The organism is Nocardia sp. NPDC058499, from assembly GCF_042719915.1.
GTDB lineage: Bacteria > Actinomycetota > Actinomycetes > Mycobacteriales > Mycobacteriaceae > Nocardia.
Genome location: NZ_JBHXMZ010000005.1, coordinates 334,733 through 354,835, shown reverse-complemented (window position 1 = coordinate 354,835; position 20,103 = coordinate 334,733). Strand labels below are relative to the sequence as shown.

The following is a 20,103-nucleotide window of genomic DNA, read 5'->3' as shown; positions in this document are numbered from 1 at the left end:
CGACAGGCTTGCGACCCTCATGCGACACCGAGCACCAGCCCACTCGTCGGCACCGCGGTTCCGGCAGTGACCAGTACGTTCTCCACACCGGCGGGCTGGTTCGCCGACGTACCGCGCAGCAGTCGCACGGCCTCCGCGATCCCGTTGACGCCGTGCAGGTAGGCCTCCCCGACCTGACCGCCGTGGGTGTTGGCGGGCAGGCGGCCCCCAAGTTCGAGGTTGCCGTCGGCGATGAAATCCTTCGCCTCGCCGGGCGCGCAGAAACCGAGTTCTTCGAGTTGCGGGAGCACCAGGGGCGTGAAGTGGTCGTAGAGGATCGCGGCGTCGATATCGGCGGGTTGCAGGCCGCTCTGGCCGTAGAGTTGCCGGCCGACCAGCCCCATCTCGGGGATACGGGTGATATCGGGCCGGTAGTAGCTCGTCATCATGTGCTGGTCCCTACCGCTGCCCTGCGCGGCGCCCTTGATCAGCGCCGGGGTGTGAGTCAGGGTGCGGGCGCGTTCGGCGGAGACTACGACGAGAGCTTGACCGCCGTCGGTTTCCTGGCAGCAGTCCAGCAGATGCAGTGGTTCGGCGATCCAGCGGGAGTTCTGGTGATCGGCGAGCGTGATCGGGCGCCGGTAGAACCAGGCGGCCGGGTTGTTCGCGGCGAAGGCGCGGGCGGCCACGGCGACCCGGCCGAAATCCTCGCTGGTGGCGCCGTACTGATGCATATACCGCCGGGCGAACATCGCCACCCATTGGGCAGGAGTGGACAGTCCCTGCGGGGTCAGCCAGGCGTACGCCGCGCGGTCGGCGGTGCTGTCCATCGGCCGGTCGTGCTGGCCGAGACCGTAACGGAGGCCGGACCGTTCGTTGAACGCCCGATAGCAGACGACGACCTCCGCGACCCCGGTGGCCACGGCCATCGCCGCCTGCTGCACCGTGGCGCAGGCGGCGCCGCCGCCGTATCCGACGCGGGAGAAGAATTTCAGCTCCCCGAGCCCGCAGTTGCGGGCGACGAGGACCTCACCGTTCGTTTCGGCGGTGTAGGTGGCGAGGCCGTCCACCTCGGAAGGGTCGATACCGGCGTCGGCGAGCGCCGCAACGATCGCCTCGCAGGCCAGTTGCAGTTCGCTGCGGCCGGAGTTCTTCGAGAACTCGGTCGCGCCGATACCGACCACGGCGGCCGCGCCGGACAGTGCGCCTACAGTCATCGGGCGTCTCCTTCCACGAAGGAGACGGTGACGACGCCGCGCACATGATCGCCCAGGCTGTTGGCGCCACGGACCTGCACCGACACCACACCATCGGCGATACCGGTCACCTCGCCGGTCAGCGTCATCGTGTCGCCGGGATAGTTGGGGGCGCCCAGCCGGATGGCGACCTTACGCAGCGAGGCCCGCGGCCCCGCCCAATCGGTGACGTAGCGGCCCACCAGCCCATTGCTGGTGAGGATATTCATGAACACATCCCTGGAGCCACGTTCCACCGCCAGATCCGGGTCGTGGTGCACGTCCTGATAGTCGCGGCTCGCGATGGCCGTCGACACGATCAGGGTGCGGGTGAGCGGGATGGCGAGTTCCGGGAGAACCTCGCCCACCGTGATATCGGCCGCCGCTCTCATACCGCCACCTCCGGGCGGGCGAGCAGATCGCCGAGGCGGGCGAGATCCGCGCTCGCCGCGCCGAGGGTCGCGGCGATCTGTTTACCCCACAGCAGGTACCGGTGCACGGGGTAGTCGATATCCACCCCGATCCCGCCGTGCAGATGCTGGACGCGATGCACCACGCGTTGCCCGCCGTCGGTGGCCCACCATTTGGCCACCAGCACCGCTGTACCGGGGTCGTCGCCGTTGCCGAGCAGCCATGCCGCCTGCCACAATGTGACCTGCATCGCCTCGAGATCGATATAGCAGTCGGCCAGTTGATGGCTCACGGCCTGGAAGGTCGACAGGGGGCGCCCGAACTGGTGGCGCTCGTTGAGGTAGGTCACCGCCTGCGCTGTCGCGGCGGCACCCACCCCGGCCTGCAGTGCCGCCAGCGCTACCTCGGCCCGGGAGACCAGCCACTGCACGGAATCCCCCTCGGCGAGGTATTCGGCGGGGGCGTTGTCGAAGGTCAGGTTCGCGGCGAGCGCGCGGGTGGTGGTTTCGTTGGTCTCGGCCCGGATGCCCGCGCCGGCGGGGTCGACCAGGAACAGTCCGGTACCGGTCGCTGTCGCGGCGGAAACGACGACCCGGGTGGCGATATGTGCCGCCGGGACCACCGCTTTCGCGCCGGTCAGAACCCAGGTTCCGTCGGTGGATCGGTGTGCCGACGTCTCGGGGGCCGCCGCGTCGGCGGGGCCGAACTCTTCGAGCCCGACGGTGAGGAACAGCTCCCCGTCTGCCGCGGGAGCCACATAGTTGCGCTGCTGCTCGGGTGTGCCGAATTCGGCGACGGCGGCCGAGGCGAGCGCGGTCTCCCATAACGGGACGGGGGCGACGCTGCGGCCCTGCTGTTCGAGCAGCACACAGAGTTCGGTGAAACCGAGCCCGCCGCCGCCGGATTCGGCGGGTAGGGCGATCCCCACCAGGCCGGCGCGGGCGAGCTCGCGCCACAGGCCCCGGTCGATCCGATCGTCAGAGGCTTCGACGGCCTGGACGCGGTCCGGGCCCGATTTGCCGGTGAAGATATCGGCGGCCAGGTCGCGGATCGCGGTCTGCTCTTCGGTGAAGGCGAAATCCATCAGTTCTCCTCGCGTATGACCGGACGGAACGCGGGCAGCGTCAGCTCCGGGTCGGCGTCGATCCAGTCCAGTTCCACCGGCATATCGACCCGTACCTCGCCGGGTTCGGCACCGATCATGTTCGCGACCAACCGGGTCCCCTCCTCCAGTTCGATGACCGCGACGATCAGCGGATAGTCGAACGCGTCGAGCCGCGGATGGTGGTTGACGACGAAGCTGTAGACGACGCCGCGGCCGCAGGCGTCGACGGTGTCCCAGTCCGATGATCGGCAGTGCCCGCACATCGGTCCGGTCGGATGCCGCAGTGTCCCGCAGGACACGCAGCGCTGAATCACCAGGCGATGCTCCTTGGCCGCCGCGAACCAGAAGGCATTGTCCTGGTTGATCGCCGGGCGTGGCCGTAGCTCGCGGGGGGTTTCTTTCGCCGCGGGCCGGAACCGCAGGATGCGCCACCGCTGGGTGGCGACGACCGCGCCGTCGTCGTCCCGGTACGTTTTGACGGTTGTCACGAAATGCCCGGGCCCGAGCGCGGTGTTCTTCTCCGGGGAGATCGATTCGATCACCTCGGTGACATTGACCCGGGTGCCGGGACGCAGTTCGGCGAAATACTCCTGTTCGGAATCCGTGGCGACCACCGAGGTGAACCCGGCGTCGGCCAGGGTGTCCAGCAGCTGGGTGGCGACCTCGGAGGCAGTGTTGCCGGCGGCGGTTGCCGCGTATCCCCGCATCGTCCACGCCTGGACCATCGTGGGTGGTGCGATGAGGCCGTCGCGGCCGGCGGCGCGGGCGGCGTCGTCGTCGAGGTAGATCGGGTTGGTATCGCCCATGGCTTCCACCCAGTGGCGGATCATGGCGGTGTTCACCGGGTCCGGCGCCCAGGTGGTGGGTTGCAGTTCGCGGCCGACCAGCGTGTTGAGGGTGTCGAGTACGTTCATCGGCTGCGGCCCGCCTTGACCGTGCCCAATCCCAGGGTGGCGACCATATCGCGCAGCACCTCGTTGACTCCGCCGCCGAAGGTGTTGACCACCCCTTGCCGGGAGATCTGCTCGATCTGCCCGGCCAGAATCGCGCCCGGGCTTCCGGGGCGGATCCGGCCGGCGGCCCCGAGGATGCCGAGCAGTGTGCGGTACACGTCGATATGGGTTTCGGTGCCGAACACCTTCGTGGCGCCCGCGTCCGCGCCGGAGAGAGTATCGGCCGCGACGGCGGCGGTCATCTTCCAGTTCATCAACCGCATCGCCACCAGCTTCGCGTGGGTGCGCGCGAATTCCTGCCGCACCCACGGGATGTCGATCGCGCCCGTCTCGCGGGCCCAAGCCAGAACCTGATGCCACAGGCCCTCGGTGCGCCCGCCCAGCGCGGCCAGCCCGATACGTTCGTGGTTGAGCTGCGCAGTGATCAGCCGCCATCCGCCGTGCGGCTCACCCACCACGGCATCCGCACCGACGCGGATTCCCGAGTAGTAGGTGGAGGTGACCGTCAGACCGCCGACGGTATGGATCGGCGACCAGGAGAAACCCGGAGCATCGGTCGGCACGATGAGAATCGAGATGCCCCGGTGTTTCGGGGCTTCCGGATCGGTGCGGCAGGCCAGCCAGACGTAGTCGGCGGTATTCGCGCCGGAGGTGAAGATCTTGTTGCCGTCCACCACCCAGTCGTCGCCGTCACGCACCGCACGGGTTTCCAGCGACGCCAGATCGGTGCCGGCGCCGGGTTCGGTATAGCCGATGGCGAAGACGATATCGCCGGCCAGAATCCCGGGCAGGAACTTCGCCTTCTGCTCATCGGTGCCGTATTTCATCAGGGTCGGGCCCACCGTGTTGACGGTGACGAACGGGAACGGCAGCCCCGCACGCTGGACCTCGTCGAAGAAAACGAACTGCTCCTCGATGGAACGGCCCTGACCGCCGTACTCCACCGGCCAGCCGATCCCCAGCCAGCCGTCCGCGCCGAGCATTGTGACGATCTCGCGGAACCGGTCGCCGCCCACACCCTGCTCGCCGGCCGCGCGGCGTTCGTCCGCGGGCAGCAGCTTCGCGAAATAGGCACGCAATTCCCGCCTGAGCTCCTGGTGCTCGGGTGACTCCCGCAAATCCATCGTGGTTCTCCTATGCCGTGCACGGCTGTCGCGACGTCGGTCCGGACGCTAATCCGCGAACCGGTTGCGGGCCTGCCGAGGTCTCACCCAACGGAAAGACCGGTTCCCTCCCGGGCCCGGCCGGGCTGAGATGAGGCCATGGATATCGGGCTCAACCTTCTCGGCGCCGAGGCACTGTTCGGTGGTGATATCAGTGCTGTCCCCGATCTGGCGGCAGAGGCAGATCGACGCGGAATCGACCTGATCTCCACCGGCGACCACCTCGGTTTCGCCGCGGACGCCCACGCCCAGCGCGTGCGGGACAACAACTTCCCGTTCCCGCTCGACCACCCGTGGTACGAACCGATCTCCCTGCTGTCGGCCGTCGCCGCCGTCACCGAACGGGCCGAGCTCGGGGTGTCGGTGCTCATCGCCACCGTCCGCCCCGCCGCCTTGCTGGCCAAACAGATCGCGACCCTCGACCGCCTCTCCCGCGGACGGGTCACCATGGGGTTCGGTGTGGGCTGGCAGGAAGCCGAATACACCGCCACCGGGATGCCGTTCGACGCCCGGTTCGGCCGGATGGAGGACACCGTGCGCGCGTGCCGGGAACTGTGGACCCGGGCACCGGCACAGTTCACGGGACGCGATTACGCCTTCGCGAACTTCCACAGCCTGCCGTTCCCCGTGCAGGACCGGGTTCCGATCCTGTTCGGACTCGGCCCGAGCCCCCGCAACTTCGACCGAATCGCCCGCGTCGCCGACGGCTGGTCGGTCAACCCCACCGATCTGCCCGGATTCACCGACAGTGTCGCGCTGCTGCGGGACAGGTTCGCGGCGCACGGCCGCGATCCCGGCACCCTCCGCATCCAGGTATCCCTCACGCCGGTGCGGCGCCCGGACGGCAGCGCCGATCTGGACGCCACCGCGCGGGCGGTACAGCAGTTCCGGCGCAACGGGGCCACAGCCGTCGTCTTCCGCCCGACCGTATTCGGCCGGGACACCGATCGGCTGCCCGAACTGCTCGACTGGATGGTCGGGCTCGGGCACGACTGACAGAAGGAGCAACCCCGGTGACCGACGCATTACAGGAACTACTGCACAAACAGGCCATCTACGAGGTGGTGCTGCGCTACTGCCGCGGTATCGACCGCCTCGACTTCGATCTGGTCCGCGACGCCTACCACCCCGACGGGATCGACCACCACACCGGATTCGACGGCACCGTGGACGAATTCATCGAATGGGTGCGCCCGAAACTGCGCACGCTCGGCGGCACCATGCATCACATCGGCAACCACCTCGTGGAACTGCACGGCGACCGCGCCATCAGCGAGTCATATTCCACGGCGGCCCACTGGGGCGCGCCCGGCCGGGACGATTTCACCAGCGGCTGCCGCTACGTGGACCTGATGGAACTGCGCGACGGCAGATGGGCCATCGCCGAGCGGTGGGCGGTACGCGAATGGACCCGCTCCGACGCCGGTAGGCTCACCGACCCCGAAGGGCACGGACCCCGCGGCCGCCGCGACACATCGGATCCGCTCAACCAGCTGCGCGCACGAATCGGCGAAGGCCCTGTGCCGACCTGAGTGCGGCGTCGACCCCAGTGCGGGCGGCGCGAAGCAGCCGCCCGCACTCAGGTCGTGTGTGCGATATACCGATTCGCCGGCTCGAGCGCGCGCCGTTTTCGTTCAGTCGGCCCCGCCCGCGTACGCCTGGATCACGTCGAGTCGTTTGACCTTGCCGGTGGCGTTGCGGGGCAGCGGTTCGGTCGTGATCTCCCATCGCGTGGGCACTTTGTAGCGCGCGATCCGTTCGGTGACGAACGCGCTCAGTTCCGCGGCACCCACCGCGTCCGCCGCCGTGGTGACCACCACCGCGCACACCTCTTGACCGAGGTCCGCGTGTGCGACGCCGAGCACGGCGCATTCCCGTACCGCGGGGTGTTCGCTCAACGCGTTCTCGACCTCGATCGGGTACACGTTCTCCCCGCCGCGCAGGATGAGATCGGACCGGCGGCTACTCACCCACAGGTAGCCGCCGTTCATCGTGCCCAGATCGCCGGTGTGCATCCAGCCGTCCGCGGCGATCGTGGCGGCGGTGGCCTCCGGATTGTTCCAGTAGCCGAGCATCACCAGCGGGCCGCGCAGGCAGATCTCGCCTTCGGTCCCGTCGGGCACCGGCGCACCGTGTTCGTCGCGGATCTGCACACTCATCGTCGGCACCGGGGTGCCGACGGTTTCGGGGCGTGCCTGCAGGTCGGCCGCGGTCGCGAAGGTTGCCGCCGTGGAGGATTCGGTGAGTCCGTAACTGGTCCCCAGCGATTTCGCGGCGACCGGGAGCACCGCCCGTAGCCGTTCCTTGAACGACGCGGAGGAGGGCGCGCTGTTCACCGAGATCATCCGCAGCGACGACAGATCGTATCCCGACAGGTCGCCGTGTTCCAGGAGCCGGTGCAGCATGGTCGGTACCGCACCCCAGTTCGTGACGCGTTCGGTGTCGATGAGCCGCAGCACCCGGTCGATATCGAAGCGGCCGGTGTGGATCACCGCGGTATCGCCGAACGCGAGTCGTGGGACGGCGAGATTGTGCAGTGCCGCGATATGGAACAGCGGGGTGGCGAGCAGGAACCGCCGTGCGCCCGGGGCGCTGCCCATTTCGGTGGCGACGGCATCGTTCAACCGGTAGAAGTCGACCGCGGCGATCATGTTCCGATGCGAATGCACGGCGCCTTTGGGGCGTCCGGTGGTGCCGCTGGTGTAGAGGATGACCGCTGGATCGTCCTCGTCGATCTCGGTTTCGGGCAGCGGCGTCCCCGGCGCGGCCGTGGCCAGCCGCGGAATATCCGCCTCGATCGACAGCACGGGGGCCTCGACCTCGCCCAGCAGGGCCCGGCGCGCTTCGTCGGCGACGACGAGATCCGGGGTGGAATGCTCGATCCCGTAGGCGATTTCCCGCGCGGACCACATCGAGTTCATTCCGACGGTGATGGCGCCGAGCGAGGTCGTCGCCCAGAACGTGAGAATCCATTCGGCGCAGTTGGCGGCGAGGATCGCCACCCGGTCGCCCTTACCTATCCCGTAGGTGGTGCGCAGCGCGTCGCTCAGCGATGCCACGCGGTCCAGATGTTCGGCGAAGCTCCAGCGGGTTTCGCCGCTGACGAGGTATTCGCTGTCGCCGTAGCGGGCCGATTCGATCAGTAGCTCCGGCAGGGCGCGCCTGCGGTGGCGGAACACCGGCATCGAGATTCCCCGGACCGGCTCCTGGCTGATTTCGAGCTCGGCGCCGGGCGCGGTGAGGCGCGCCGTGACGGCCGCGCGGGGGTCGGGTGTCGATCGATCGGACATGGGGAAGAACCCTTTCCTCGGAAACCGCACGCAGGGCGGTGAACGTACTACGGCGGATCGGTCAGCGAACGGTCAGCTGACCACCGTCGACATTCCAGGATTGGCCGGTGACCCAGCCCGCTTGTTCGCTGGCGAGAAATACCACCGCCCAGGCGACTTCACGCGCGTCCCCGACCCGCTGCAGCGGCAGATTCGCCTCGACATAGCTCTGCCACGCCGCCGCCGACAGGTCGTCGAGACGGCTGGTCCCGGTCACCCCGGGGCAGACCGCGTTCACCCGGACCCCGGCGGGACCCAGTTCTTTCGCCATCGAGGAGGTCAACGCCTGAATACCGGCCTTGGACGCGGCGTAGGCGGCGGTGTTCGCGCCACCGAGTTTTCCGGCGATCGAGGAGATATTGACGATACTGCCGCCGGCGCCGCGCTCGACCATGGCGCGGGCGAACGCGCGGCTCACCAGGAAGGTGCCCCGCAGGTTGACCCGCATCACCGCATCCCACGCCTCGGTGGGCAGGTCGAGCACCGGAACCCGGTCCCCGGCGCGTGCGGCGGCGGCATTGTTGACGACGATATCCACCCGCCCGTAGTCGTCCAGCACCTGCCGCACCAGGGCATCCACTGCCTGTTCGTCGGCGATATCGCAGACCACCGCACCGGCGCGCCGCCCCAGTTCGCGGATCTCGCCGGCGACCGAATCGATATCGCGCCAGCCGGCGGCGCGTTCTTCTTCGGTGTACCGGTCCGGTGTGCGTCCGGTGCCCGTGACGACGACATCGCAGCCGGCGCGGGCCAGCGCCAGCGCGGTTTCCCGGCCGATGGACCGTCGCCGGCCGGCGCCGGTGACCACGGCTACCTTGCCCTCGAACCCGGTGAGCTGCATGGTGTCAGACCCTTTCGATGATGGCACCGGAGACCATCGCGCCACCGGCGCAGACGGCGACGAGGGCGTGTGCGGCGTCGCGGCGTTCGAGCTCGTCGATCGCCGCGCCGACCAGCCGGACCCCTGAGGACCCCACCGGATGTCCCAGGGCGATCGCTCCGCCGTTGACGTTCAGCCGGTCCTCGTCGATTCCGTGTGTGCGCGCGGCGGACAGGGCGACGGCCGCGAAGGCTTCGTTGACCTCGACGATATCGATATCGCCGAGCGACATCCCGGTGCGTGCCAGCAGATGCTCGATCGCCAGGACCGGGCCGTCGAGCAGATAGGGGACCTCACTGCCGAGCAGGCACTGCCGGACGATGCGGGCGCGCGGCCGCAGCCCCAGTGACCGCGCGAGGTCTTCGTCCATGAGTACGGCGGCCGCCGCACCGTCGGAGATCTGAGATGCCGTCCCGGCGGTGTGCAGGCCGCCCTCCAGAACGGGAGCCAGCGCGGCGAGCGCCTCCAGCGAAGTATCCCGCAGCCCCTGGTCGCGGGATACCGTGGTGGCCTCGGTCCCGTCGCTGCCCGGTACCTCGACGGGAATGATCTGACGGTCGAACCGGCCCTCCTGCCAGGCCAGCGCGGCGCGCTGCTGGGAGCGCAGCCCGAATTCGTCGAGATCGGCGCGGGTGAAACCGCGGCGGTGCGCGATACGGTCGGCGCCGACGAACTGCGTGGGCAGATCCAGCGACCAATCGTCGGGGCGGGGCCGGCCGACGTTATCGGGGATATTCGACAGCAGCGGTACCCGCGACATCGCCTCGACCCCGCACGCCATACCCGCGTCGATCACTCCGGCGGCGATCTGGGCCGCCACGATATTCACCGATTGCTGACCGGATCCGCATTGGGCGTCGATGGTGGTGGCGCCGGTGCGTTCGGGTAGTCCCGAATGCAGCCATGCCGTGCGGGTGATGTTCGACGCCTGCTCACCGGCTTGGGTGACGCAGCCACCGACGACCTGTTCGATCAGCGCGGGGTCCAGCTCCAGCCGGTTCAGGATGCCCTGCTGCACCGCCCCGAGCAGTTCGGCGGCGTGCAGGCCCGACAACCATCCGCCGCGGCGGCCGATCGGTGAGCGCGCGGTATCGACGATGACCGGATTGCCCATAGGTGTCCTCCTTGACCGAAAAACGAAGGTGCTGCCCTCTCGATCGATAAGGACTGCTGAAACGCGATTCTATCCAACCAAGCACTTGTTTGGTAGCCGGTTCACGGAAGATCTCCGCCGATTCCCACCGTGAACCGGCCCCAAAACCGTGCGCTTACTCCCGTAACGACAGAATCTGCTGTTCCAGCTCCGGATCGTCACGTAGTTCCGCCCGGACCGCCGCCTCCCAGAATCCGTGGAACCCGTTCCCGTCGCTGCGGCGCTGCCGATCCATCCACCAATCGGGTAGTGCGGACTTATCCGGCCCGCGCGCCGCCCGCACCATCCAGGCATTCTTCGCCCGCTGTTCCAGCGCCACCGCCCGCAGGAACACCGCCCGTGCGGTACTGCCGATCACCAGGACACCGTGCCCACCGAGCAGCGCCAGATCGGCGTCACCCACCGCCGCGATCGCCGCGGTGGCGGCCTGCGCGCTGTTCACCGCACCGGCGTACTCGTCGACCAGTACCAGCTCCCCGCCACCGAGGCTCGAACTCTGGTCGTAGGCCGGTGGCACTTCGGCGAGATCGCCCCAGATGGTCCCGAATTCGGGATGGTTGTGCACCACGAACTGCACATCGGGCCGGGCGCGGTGCAGGGCGAGATGCAGTGGAATACCCAGCGGTACCGGCCACTCCCCTTCGAGCAGGGTCCCGTCCAGATCGATCCGGAGTACGTCGGCGGGGCCGAATTCCGGCCAGGTCAGCAGCCACGGATTGCACAGCAGTGTGCCGTCACCCATATTGCGGGTGATATGGCCGGCCAGGTGGTCGCGATATCCCTCGCGCCACAGGGTGCGCGCCAGCAGCACTATCTCCTCGGCGGGAGTCAGCTCGGGAACGAGCCGGTCGGCGCTCGGGCGGAAAGCCATCCGATCCCCCTCAGTCCCGCGGCAGCACGATATCGGGCAGCGGATGGCGGTAGAGCTCTGCCGCGTTCTCGCTGCACATCTTGCGGAGTTCGGGAGCGGGGATACCGGCCCAGTACTGTGCGATCACGTCCTGGGTATGCGGCCATGTGCCGTCACCGTGCGGGTAGTCGGTTTCCAGCATGATGTGGTCGACGCCGATCACCTCGCGCAGCGCGATCGTGGACGGATCGTCGAGCGTGCAGAACCAGAAGTTGCGGCGCAGGATATCGGCCGGGCGTTCATCCCAGCCGAGACCGTAACCGGAGCGGTCGATAATGTTGTTCAACCGGTCGATCAGCATCGGCACCCAGCCGATACCGCCTTCGCTCATCGCGATTTTCAGCGTCGGATTGTCCTTCGGATATCCCGACCACAACCATTCGCTGCACGCCCCGAGCGAGAGCTGGCCGAACATCGTGGCGCCCAGCTGGAGCCCCGGCGCACCCTGCGGGTAGGCGTACATTCCCGAACTGCCCACGTGCAACGAGATCACGGTGTCCGTTTCGACGCAGGCCCGGATGATCGGATCCCAGTATTCGCGCTCCCACAGCGACGGCAGCCCGATCGCGTGGGGTCGTTCGGGGAGGGTGACCGAGGTGAATCCGCGCGCGGCATTGCGCTCGATTTCGGCGACGGCCTCCACCGGGTCGCCCAGGTAGGTGATACCGCCGGGGATCACCCGGGACGGATAGGCCAGGTACCACTCGTTGTAGAGCCAGTCGTTCCACGCGCGCACGGCCGCCTTGCCGACTTCACGATCGGCGGCGAAGGCGAACACCCGGCCACAGAAACCGGTGATCTGCGACGGGAAATTCAGCATCGCCCAGATTCCGCCGAGATCCATATCTTTCACCCGGGCATGGATGTCGTAGCAGCCGGGGCGCATCTGCTCGAAGCGGAACGGTTCGTACTTCACCGATTCCGAACGCCGCCCCGCCACCGCGTTCATACCCACCTGGGAGTAGGTCTTGCCCTCGAACTCCCAGATCTGGGCGCCTTCCGCCGTCTCCCGGATCTGCGGTCCGCGCTCCCGCAGCGCGGCCGGCATCCAGGTTTCGAACAGATGCGGTGGTTCGACCACATGATCGTCGACCGAGATCACGGTGTAGCGGACCTCTGCGGGTTCGGGTTCCGGATCGAACAATTCGGGATCGAGTTGCTGCTGCGGTGCTGCCACGGCGTTCTCCTCCACACAGCGGTGCGCTACCGGAAACGGCACACACCTTGACTCAAGTATCTCTATGCGATACCTTGATATCTCTTATTGATACCAAGGTAGGGGTGATCCATATTCCGGTCAAGACTCTGAGCGGCCTGCTGCGCGGCCTGCAGGTGGTCGAAGCGATCGCCGCGGACCAGCCCGCCGGGCTGACCGAGCTGTGCCGGGCGCTCGGTGAGGACAAGAGCGCGATGCAGCGCGTCCTGGCGACCCTCCATGAAGCCGGATGGATCCGGCCGCTTCCCGATTCCCCACCGCGATGGGAACTCTCGGCGAAAATCGTCACGATGGCGGGACAGGCGCACAGCACGTCCTCGCTGCTCACCCGCGCGCGTCCCGTACTGGCCGCACTGCGCGACACCACCGGGGAGACCACTCACCTCGCGCTCCTCGAAGGCGGCAAGCTCGTAGTCGCGACCGTCGCCGACGGCACCCATACAGTGCGCACCGCCCTGCCGATCGGCCAGATCCACCCGCCGGAGACGAGCGCCGCCGGGCGCGCGATCTTCGCGCACCTCACCCCCGCCGAACGCACCGACCGCGCCGAAACGCCCGAAGCGCTGCCCTCCGCCGCGGAATACGACCGGATCCGGACCCGCGGCTGGTCGCTGTGCGAGGGCGCGGTACAGCACGGTTCGACCAGTATCGGCGCGGCGATCTTCGATATCGGCGGGGCACCCCAGGGAGCGCTCGTGGTGAGCGCGCCCGACACCCGGCTCACGCCCGACCGGTACGCGCGGACCGGGGAACTCGTCCGGGATGCCGCGCGCCGGTTGAGCGGCTCGGCTCAGGCGTAGTCCGCGAGGACGAGACGGATCACGTCCTCCACATTGCGGAGCGCCTCCGCGAAACTGATCCGCCCCGACGTCCACGAGGTGAGCGAGGTGAACATGGTGCCGCCGATGGCGAGCGAGGCCACCCGCGCTGTTTCCGGGGGCACCCCCTCGAGGAGGTCGAACAGCGCGCCGCGGTTGGCGGTGGCGCGCTGGTCCAGGGTCTCGATCACGTATTCGTCCGTGGACGAGAACAGCTCGATCTCCAGCCGGGCGAAATGCGGGCCTCGCTGGAACGCCCGCATCTCCCGCCGGTACAGGCCCAGCACGCGTTCGCAGATACTGCCGTCCTTCGGGCCGGGCGCGCGGCGTTCGGCTTGCAGTTTCTCCGACAACCGGTTGTTCCAACCGAGCATCGCCGCCGCCAGCAACTGCTGTTTGGCGGGAAAATAGCGGTACAGGGTGCCCAGCGCCACTCCGGAGCGTTCGGAAACCTCCCGCATCTGAATACGATCGGGCTCCATCTCGTGCAGCATCTCGATCACCGTGTCGGCCAACCGGCTGCGGCGTCCCAGCTGGCCCGCAGTCATCGATTCGGTGGTCATCGGCAACTCGGCCCCGCGGGAGGTCACGGCGGTGATACTAGCCGGACGGGTGGCACCCGCCGTCACTGCGTCCGCTCCCGCGGTAGTCCGAGGATGCGCTCACCGATGATGTTGAGCTGGATCTCCGCGGTACCGCCGCCGATCAGCATCGCCGGTGTCGAAAGGTACGCCGCGAGTGTGCGTCCGCCCTCCCCGGATGCCTGCGCCGCGTCGGGACCGGCCCATTCGATCATGGTGCGGGACAGCTCGACCTGATGCTGCGCCGACAGGTATTTCAAGACATTGCCTTCCGCGCCGGGTTCCAGGCCGGAGATCCGTTTGCGCAGCCCCCGGCGGCCGAGCGCGTCCAGCGCACCCGAGGTCGCCGTCACCGTGCCGAGGACAGGCAGCGCGGCGGCCCGCGCCTCGGCCGGCAGCGCGGCCACCGCGGCGACCGGGTCGAGCCGGATCCGGGCACCCACCGCACCGGACCCCATCGCGATCCGTTCGTTGCCCAATGTGGTGCGCGCCAGCCGCCAGCCGTCGCCCGGCGCGCCGACCAGGCAATCGTCCGGTACGAAGACATCGTCGAGGAACACCTCGTTGAACATCGACTCGCCGTTGGCTTCCCGCAACGGCCGCACCTCGATACCGGGTGTGCTCATATCGACCAGGAAGTAACTGATCCCGGCCCGCTTCGACGCAGTGCGGTCGGTGCGGGCGAGACACACCGCCCAGTGCGCCTCCCGGGCATGCGATGTCCACACCTTCTGGCCGTTGAGACACCAGCCGCCGCCGACCTTTTCCGCGAAGGTCCGCACCGCGGCGAGATCCGATCCGGCGCCCGGCTCGCTGAACAGCTGACACCATTCGATTTCACCGCGCAGGGTCGGGCCCACCAGCCGTTCCCGCTGGGCATCTGTGCCGTGCTGCAGGATCGTCGGCAGCGCCCACTCCCCGATCACCGTGGTGGGTTGCGCCATCCCGGCCCGCCGGAATTCCTCGGCGATGATCACCTGGGCGGTGGCGTCGGCGGCGCGACCGTAGGGTGGCGGGTAATGCGGTGCCACCAGGCCGTGACCGGCCAGGATCCGGCGCACAGTCTCCTCGTCGGCGCTCTCCGGCCCCGTCGCTTCCGCGATCGCCGCCGCGACCTCGGCCCGCAACTCGGGTCGATCCTCGACCCCCACGGCCGGTGCCCGCTCGGTGTTCAGGGCCAGCTCACCCGCGCGATGCGACCAGTTCCCGTGCGGGCCGAGCAGTGTGAACAGGCCGGTGGCGCGCCGCCAGTACAGGTGCAGGTCGTGGTCCCAGGTATTGCCGATACCGCCCAGCACGGTGAGCGCATCCAAGGCGATACCGGCGGCCTCGGGCAAACACTGCACCGCGGCCCGCGCCGCGGCGAGCGCGCTCTGCGGCCCGTCCGGTCCGTCCTCGTCGGCCGCGCACGCGCCGTCCCATGCCGCCGCGGCCACTAGTTCCACCCGCAGGAACAGCTGGGCACATTTGTGTTTGACGGCTTGGAACGAGCCGATCGGCCGGCCGAACTGTTCTCGCACCTTCGCATACGCCACGGCGGTGTCCAGGCACCAGCGGGCGATACCGACGGCCTCGGCGCTGAACAGGACGGCCGCCAGGTCGCGGACGTGGTGGGTGGAGCAGGACAGGACATGGTCGTCCGGTACCACCACGCCGTCCAGCTCGAGCCGCCCGAGATCGCGGGTGAGGTCGGCACCCGAAACCTGCACCCGGGTGATACCGGGGGAATCCGGCGGGACGACGAACCATACGGGGCCGTCGGGGCCGGATGCCCCCAGGACGAGAATATCCGCGCCCATGCCACCGAGAATCGGGCCGGTGAGACCCGAGACCCGCAGGCCACCACCACTCGTCGTGGCCACCGGACCCGTCGCGTCGAGCGCGCAGGCTCCGGTGGCACCGGCGACGAACCGGGCGAGCAGATCGTCGCGGACTGCGGAGGAGCCATGCCGGTCCACGAGCGCACCGGCCGTCACGGTGGGTAGCAGTGGTCCCGGGATCAATCCGTGCCCCGCCGCGTCGAGCGCCACGGCGAGCTCGACGATCCCGGCACCCCCGCCGCCGAACTCGGCGGGCAGGTGGATCCCGGGAATACCCTGGTGGCACAGTTTGTCCCAGATCGGCGGGTGTACGCCGCGGGCGGAGAGGTCGAAATGTTCGCGGGTCAGTGTGGTCGGCGCGGCCTGCGCGGCCAGTGCGGATATCGCCGCCATCAGATCGGTGTGCTCGGTGGTCAGCGCCACACAACTCGTTACCATCCGCGGCTAACCTTCCAGCTTCAGAACACGGCGCGCGTTCCCGGACAAGAATTTCGGCCACACCTCGTCGCGGAACGGCACATCCGGCATCTCGTTCGCGATCCGCTCCAGCGATAACCCCGCCGGGAAATACCCGGCATAGATGATCTTGTCCGCGCCGCGGGTATTGGCGTAATCGATAATCGCCTTCGGATAATGCTTCGGCGCGAACGCGGACGTCGAATAGTACAGATTCGGCCATTTGAGCATCAGTTTGACAGCCAGATCCTGCCACGGCTCGCACCCGTGCCTGGTCACGAACACCAGGTCCGGGAAATCGAACATCACATCGTCGATGAGTTCGACATGCTGTACCGCCGCCCGCAATCGCGGACCCGGGATCCCGGCGCAGGCGAAGATCGGGATATCCAGTTCCACACATTTGGCGTAGATCGGATACATCTGCGGAGCGTTCAACGCGACCTGCGGAAACGTACCGGCGGCAAAGGAACTCACCGAACGGATCCCGAACTCCTCGAATTCGGCTTCCATCCGCCGCAGGGTCCCCATGATGTCGTTGGGGTCGACGGCGCTGCCCTGCGGCACGAAACGCTGCGGGTGTTTTTTCACCGCCCGGCGCCCCGACTCGGTGGCGACACCGACCATCCCCATCGTTATCCCGTAGCGGTCCATTTCCCGCAGCGTCACCTCCACCGGATCATCCGTCGGCAGATCCTGCGGTACACCCTTGAACATGTACTCGGCGGGAAAGGAGAACGTCTCCTTGCTTTCCCGGTCCTTCGTCTGCCGGGTGATGAAGTCGTACTCGTTCTTCCCGGGTTCGCGGAAACCGATATGGGTGTCGATAACCGGCAGCCCGGCCCGGAAACCCCCGCCCGCCTCCTGCCCGCCGGTCATGCGCGCACCGCCGCGGCGAACGACTCGCGCAACAGCACATCGTTGGGTTCGTCGGGCAGTTCCGCCAGCGGCTGCGCCACTTCCGCCACGGTCGGACCGTACTGTGCGGCCAGCGGCGCCAGGGCGCCGAGATCGAAATCGTACAGATCCGCCGCATTGCAGGCGAGCAGCTGCCGCAGCTCGCCGGGATCGACGTCGTGCATCACCTGCCGGAGGCATTCCCGGGTGAACGGGTACGTCCCCTCCGAATGGGGGTAGTCGCTGCCCCACATGAATTTGCCCGCACCGAGCACGTCACGAGCCGCCATATCTTCGGCGGACGGCATACTCACACCGATCCAGCAGTTGCGGCGGAAATACTCGCTCGGGCGCAGCGGCAGCTGCTCGTCCCGGCCGTACACGAGTTCACCGATCCGCCCGGACCGTTTGATCCGGTGATCGATCAGGTCGAGCTCACGCAGCAGCCGCGGGGCCCATGCGCATCCCTGTTCGGACATCGCGAACTTCAGGTTCGGGAAACGTTCGAAAACCCCGGACAGAATGAACTGCACGAGGGGCCGCTGCGCGTAGAACGAGACTTCGGTGATGTAGAGCAACCCGGCCGTCTTGTACCGCCCGTAATCGGGCAACCCGTTACCGGCGTGGCTGTTCACCGGGACGCCGAGCTCTTCACACGCCCGCCAGATCGGGTCGTAGACCGGGTCGTACAGCGGCTTCACCCATTTCACATCGGGCGCCACATTCGGTATCAGGATGCCGCCGCGCAGACCGTTCTCCTTGATCCAATGCACATCCTCGACCGCGCGGTCCACATCGTTGAGGAAGATCTGGCCGACACCGGCGCGCTGTGCCGGGGCATCGGCGCACCAGTCGGCGAGCCAGCGGTTGTGCGCGCGGATACCCGCGAGCCGGCGTTCGAAGTCCTCGCTGTCCGGCGGCGCCGCCATCACGGCCGCGCTGGGGAAGAACGGCGGCACGGTGTTCGGGTAGATGACTTCGGCGACGACACCGTCGGTCGCCTGTTCGTTGATCCGGCGGTCGCTGTCCCAGTTGCGGGTGCGGCCGTCGTCCTGCAGATCGCGGTACGGGTTCCGATACCGGTTGCGCCACGCATCGAATTCGTCGTGCCACCGGGGGTCGAGGTACTCGCGGTAGGTGGCGTGATCGGCGCCCGCGTGGCAGTCGGCGGAGATCAGCGTGTACCGCTCGCCGGACTCGGCAGGATGTGCAGACATCGGCATCCTCTTTCTACTCAATATTGAAATACGGTTCTAGTTTCTGGACTCGACAGTACGCCACACGTACCGACTGCACACCATATTTCGCATCATTTCGAGAATTGGGTTCTATTTCTGCATATCGGCCGGGTGGGCACGGCACAGCGACCTCCGGCCACCGCGGCTGAAGTGGACCGCCCCATCGCCGGCACCGGAGACCGATCCGCCCGGCCCGCATCGAACCCGGCCACGCGGACCGCGCTGCCGGGCAGCGGACACCGGCAGCGATAGGCTCGGGCAGCTGGGCTCGTGTCGGCGACAACCTCCCGGAGGCGGCTGTGCACAGACGTCGGTTGACGGCTCTCGGGGCCGCGGTGGCGACCGTTGCCGCGCTGGCCACCGGATGCGGGATCGAGGAACCGGTCCCCGGAGCCACGACCAGCACCAGCGCCGCCGCACCACAGCCCGCCCGCGCCCCCGGAATCACCATTCCCGACGGACGCGTGGAACATATCGTGGACCGGGTCGATCAGCGTGCGCAGGAGCTGCTGACCAGCACCGGCATCCCGGGAATGGCAGTCGCGATCGTCGCCGACGGCGAGGTCGTGTACCAGGAAGGATTCGGGGTCCGCGAGGTGGGCACCGACCAGCAGGTGGATCCCGATACCGTGTTCCAGCTGGCGTCGATGTCGAAACCGATCGGGGCGACCGTGGTGGCCCGCGAGATCGGCGCCGGCCCCCTGGAATGGGATACACCGATCCGGCAGCTCGCACCCTGGTTCGCGCTGAACGACCCCTACGTCAGCGATAACGCGACCGTCGGTGATCTGTACGCGCACCGGTCCGGGCTGCCCGATCACGCCGGGGACCAGCTCGAGGACCTCGGCTTCGACCGGGCGCAGATACTGGAGCGGTTGGGGCGACTGCCGCTCGCACCGTTCCGGGACTCCTACGAATACACCAATTTCGGGCTGACAGCGGCGGCCACCGCAGTCGCCGAGGCGGCGCACACGGACTGGGCAGACCTGTCGAAACGCGCGATCTACGAACCGCTGGGAATGACGGCCACCAGCTCTCGCTACGCCGATTTCGCAGGAACCCCCGATCGCGCGGTGGGCCATACCCGCGTGGGCGAGGACTACCGGCGCACCGAACCCCCGCGGCAGCCGGACGCACAGTCCCCGGCGGGCGGTGTCAGCTCGTCGGTAGTGGATATGGCGCGCTGGATGACGATGGTCCTCGGGAACGGATCGTACGAAGGCCGGGAAGTGGTCACGCCGGACGCGCTGCTGCCCGCGGTATCACCACAGGCCGTATCGTCACCGCCGGCGACGCCGGACGCGCGCGCCGGTATGTACGGGTTCGGATTCAACGTCGGCACCTCGGCGGCGGGCCGGGTGGTGCTGAGCCATTCCGGGGCGTTCAACGCGGGCGCGGCGACCGCGTTCACGTTGATTCCGTCGGCGAATGTCGGGATCGTGACGCTGACCAACGCCGCGCCGATCGGGGTGCCGGAAACCCTGAACGCCGAATTCGCCGATCTGGTGCAGTTCGGCGAGGTCCGGGAGGACTGGTGGGGGCTGTACCAGGAGGCCTTCGGGCAGATCGAGGGGCCCACCGGCGAGCTCGTGGGTAAGGAGCCTCCGCCGAATCCGGTGCCCGCGGGGCCGCTGGACGATTATGCGGGGGTATACGGAAACGACTATTTCGGCCCGGCCGAGGTGGCGGTGGAGGGCGACCACCTCCGACTCACTCTGGGCCCGGGAAAGGTGACCGTACCGCTGCGCCATTGGGACGGTGATACATTCGCCTTCACCCCCACCGGAGAAGCCGCGAACCCGGGAACGATATCGCAGGCGCGCTTCGACGGCGACCGCCTGTGGCTGGAGTTCTACGACCCCGACGGATTCGGCACTTTCACCCGCTGACCGTGGAATGTCGAACTTCCCGGTCACCGGCGGCGTGATTCGCCGCCGGTGACCGCAGTTTCCCCTTACT

18 protein-coding genes are annotated in these 20,103 nt (G+C 68.0%); 4 read left to right on the top strand and 14 right to left on the bottom strand.

Going from position 1 to position 20,103, the window contains the following annotated elements; translation table 11 throughout:
* Positions 1–17: 17 nt before the first annotated feature.
* From ACFWPH_RS18100 to ACFWPH_RS18080, 5 genes are read right to left on the bottom strand one after another with little or no spacing between them, the layout of a single operon-like run.
* A complete protein-coding gene (locus ACFWPH_RS18100) occupies positions 18–1,196 on the bottom strand; it encodes a lipid-transfer protein (RefSeq protein WP_378752347.1) in 1,179 nt (392 codons plus the stop codon).
* Positions 1,193–1,606 carry a MaoC family dehydratase gene (locus tag ACFWPH_RS18095; protein WP_378752345.1) on the bottom strand — a complete coding sequence of 138 codons (414 nt, stop codon included), beginning with the start codon at positions 1,604–1,606 and terminating at the stop codon, positions 1,193–1,195. Before ACFWPH_RS18095 ends, ACFWPH_RS18100 begins: the two co-directional genes overlap by 4 nt.
* Complete coding sequence (locus ACFWPH_RS18090; protein WP_378752343.1) at positions 1,603–2,709, bottom strand: acyl-CoA dehydrogenase family protein; 1,107 nt, start codon at positions 2,707–2,709, stop codon at positions 1,603–1,605. Before ACFWPH_RS18090 ends, ACFWPH_RS18095 begins: the two co-directional genes overlap by 4 nt.
* Entirely contained in the window at positions 2,709–3,644 is a 936-nt protein-coding gene (locus ACFWPH_RS18085) for a bifunctional MaoC family dehydratase N-terminal/OB-fold nucleic acid binding domain-containing protein (protein ID WP_378752341.1), read from the bottom strand. The genes ACFWPH_RS18090 and ACFWPH_RS18085 overlap by 1 nt, the downstream gene beginning before the upstream one ends.
* Entirely contained in the window at positions 3,641–4,807 is a 1,167-nt protein-coding gene (locus ACFWPH_RS18080; RefSeq protein WP_378752339.1) for an acyl-CoA dehydrogenase family protein, read from the bottom strand. Before ACFWPH_RS18080 ends, ACFWPH_RS18085 begins: the two co-directional genes overlap by 4 nt.
* A 138-nt stretch (positions 4,808–4,945) precedes the next feature.
* Between ACFWPH_RS18080 and ACFWPH_RS18075 the strand changes: the two genes are divergently transcribed.
* Together ACFWPH_RS18075 and ACFWPH_RS18070 are read left to right on the top strand one after the other, a co-directional pair.
* On the top strand, positions 4,946–5,842 hold the full coding sequence (locus ACFWPH_RS18075) for a TIGR03619 family F420-dependent LLM class oxidoreductase (RefSeq protein WP_378752337.1): 897 nt from the start codon (positions 4,946–4,948) through the stop codon (positions 5,840–5,842).
* Between the two features lie 17 nt (positions 5,843–5,859).
* Positions 5,860–6,378, top strand: a complete 519-nt coding sequence (locus ACFWPH_RS18070) for a nuclear transport factor 2 family protein (protein WP_378752335.1) — start codon at positions 5,860–5,862, stop codon at positions 6,376–6,378.
* 102 nt (positions 6,379–6,480) lie between these two features.
* On the opposite strand, the gene ACFWPH_RS18065 is transcribed toward ACFWPH_RS18070, so the two are convergent.
* The 5 genes from ACFWPH_RS18065 to ACFWPH_RS18045 all read right to left on the bottom strand — a co-directional run bounded on the left by ACFWPH_RS18065 (position 6,481) and on the right by ACFWPH_RS18045 (position 12,295).
* Positions 6,481–8,136, bottom strand: coding sequence for a class I adenylate-forming enzyme family protein (locus tag ACFWPH_RS18065; RefSeq protein ID WP_378752333.1), 1,656 nt, complete (start codon positions 8,134–8,136; stop codon positions 6,481–6,483).
* 61 nt (positions 8,137–8,197) lie between these two features.
* Positions 8,198–9,016, bottom strand: a complete 819-nt coding sequence (locus ACFWPH_RS18060) for an SDR family NAD(P)-dependent oxidoreductase (protein ID WP_378752331.1) — start codon at positions 9,014–9,016, stop codon at positions 8,198–8,200.
* Positions 9,017–9,020: 4 nt separating this feature from the next.
* On the bottom strand, positions 9,021–10,169 hold the full coding sequence (locus tag ACFWPH_RS18055; protein WP_378752329.1) for a steroid 3-ketoacyl-CoA thiolase: 1,149 nt from the start codon (positions 10,167–10,169) through the stop codon (positions 9,021–9,023).
* Positions 10,170–10,323: 154 nt separating this feature from the next.
* A complete protein-coding gene (locus ACFWPH_RS18050; protein WP_378752327.1) occupies positions 10,324–11,079 on the bottom strand; it encodes a class II aldolase/adducin family protein in 756 nt (251 codons plus the stop codon).
* 10 nt (positions 11,080–11,089) lie between these two features.
* The gene (locus ACFWPH_RS18045; protein WP_378752325.1) at positions 11,090–12,295 is read right to left on the bottom strand and encodes an amidohydrolase family protein; all 1,206 of its coding nucleotides are present in this window, start codon (positions 12,293–12,295) and stop codon (positions 11,090–11,092) included.
* 104 nt (positions 12,296–12,399) lie between these two features.
* Here ACFWPH_RS18045 and ACFWPH_RS18040 point away from each other — a divergent pair, with 104 nt between their 5' ends.
* The gene (locus tag ACFWPH_RS18040; RefSeq protein ID WP_378752323.1) at positions 12,400–13,134 is read left to right on the top strand and encodes an IclR family transcriptional regulator; all 735 of its coding nucleotides are present in this window, start codon (positions 12,400–12,402) and stop codon (positions 13,132–13,134) included.
* Here ACFWPH_RS18040 and ACFWPH_RS18035 read toward each other — a convergent pair.
* The 4 genes from ACFWPH_RS18035 to ACFWPH_RS18020 all read right to left on the bottom strand — a co-directional run bounded on the left by ACFWPH_RS18035 (position 13,125) and on the right by ACFWPH_RS18020 (position 18,123).
* Complete coding sequence (locus ACFWPH_RS18035) at positions 13,125–13,715, bottom strand: TetR family transcriptional regulator (protein ID WP_378752672.1); 591 nt, start codon at positions 13,713–13,715, stop codon at positions 13,125–13,127. The genes ACFWPH_RS18040 and ACFWPH_RS18035 overlap by 10 nt on opposite strands.
* Before the next feature lie 62 nt (positions 13,716–13,777).
* A complete protein-coding gene (locus ACFWPH_RS18030) occupies positions 13,778–15,976 on the bottom strand; it encodes an acyl-CoA dehydrogenase (protein ID WP_378752321.1) in 2,199 nt (732 codons plus the stop codon).
* A gap of 21 nt (positions 15,977–15,997) precedes the next feature.
* Positions 15,998–16,888 (bottom strand): amidohydrolase family protein, encoded by an 891-nt coding sequence (locus tag ACFWPH_RS18025; RefSeq protein ID WP_378752319.1) that lies wholly within the window; start codon positions 16,886–16,888, stop codon positions 15,998–16,000.
* Positions 16,885–18,123, bottom strand: a complete 1,239-nt coding sequence (locus ACFWPH_RS18020; protein ID WP_378752317.1) for an amidohydrolase family protein — start codon at positions 18,121–18,123, stop codon at positions 16,885–16,887. The genes ACFWPH_RS18025 and ACFWPH_RS18020 overlap by 4 nt, the downstream gene beginning before the upstream one ends.
* A 335-nt stretch (positions 18,124–18,458) precedes the next feature.
* Here ACFWPH_RS18020 and ACFWPH_RS18015 point away from each other — a divergent pair, with 335 nt between their 5' ends.
* Entirely contained in the window at positions 18,459–20,033 is a 1,575-nt protein-coding gene (locus ACFWPH_RS18015; protein WP_378752315.1) for a serine hydrolase, read from the top strand.
* The last annotated feature ends 70 nt before the right edge of the window (positions 20,034–20,103 follow it).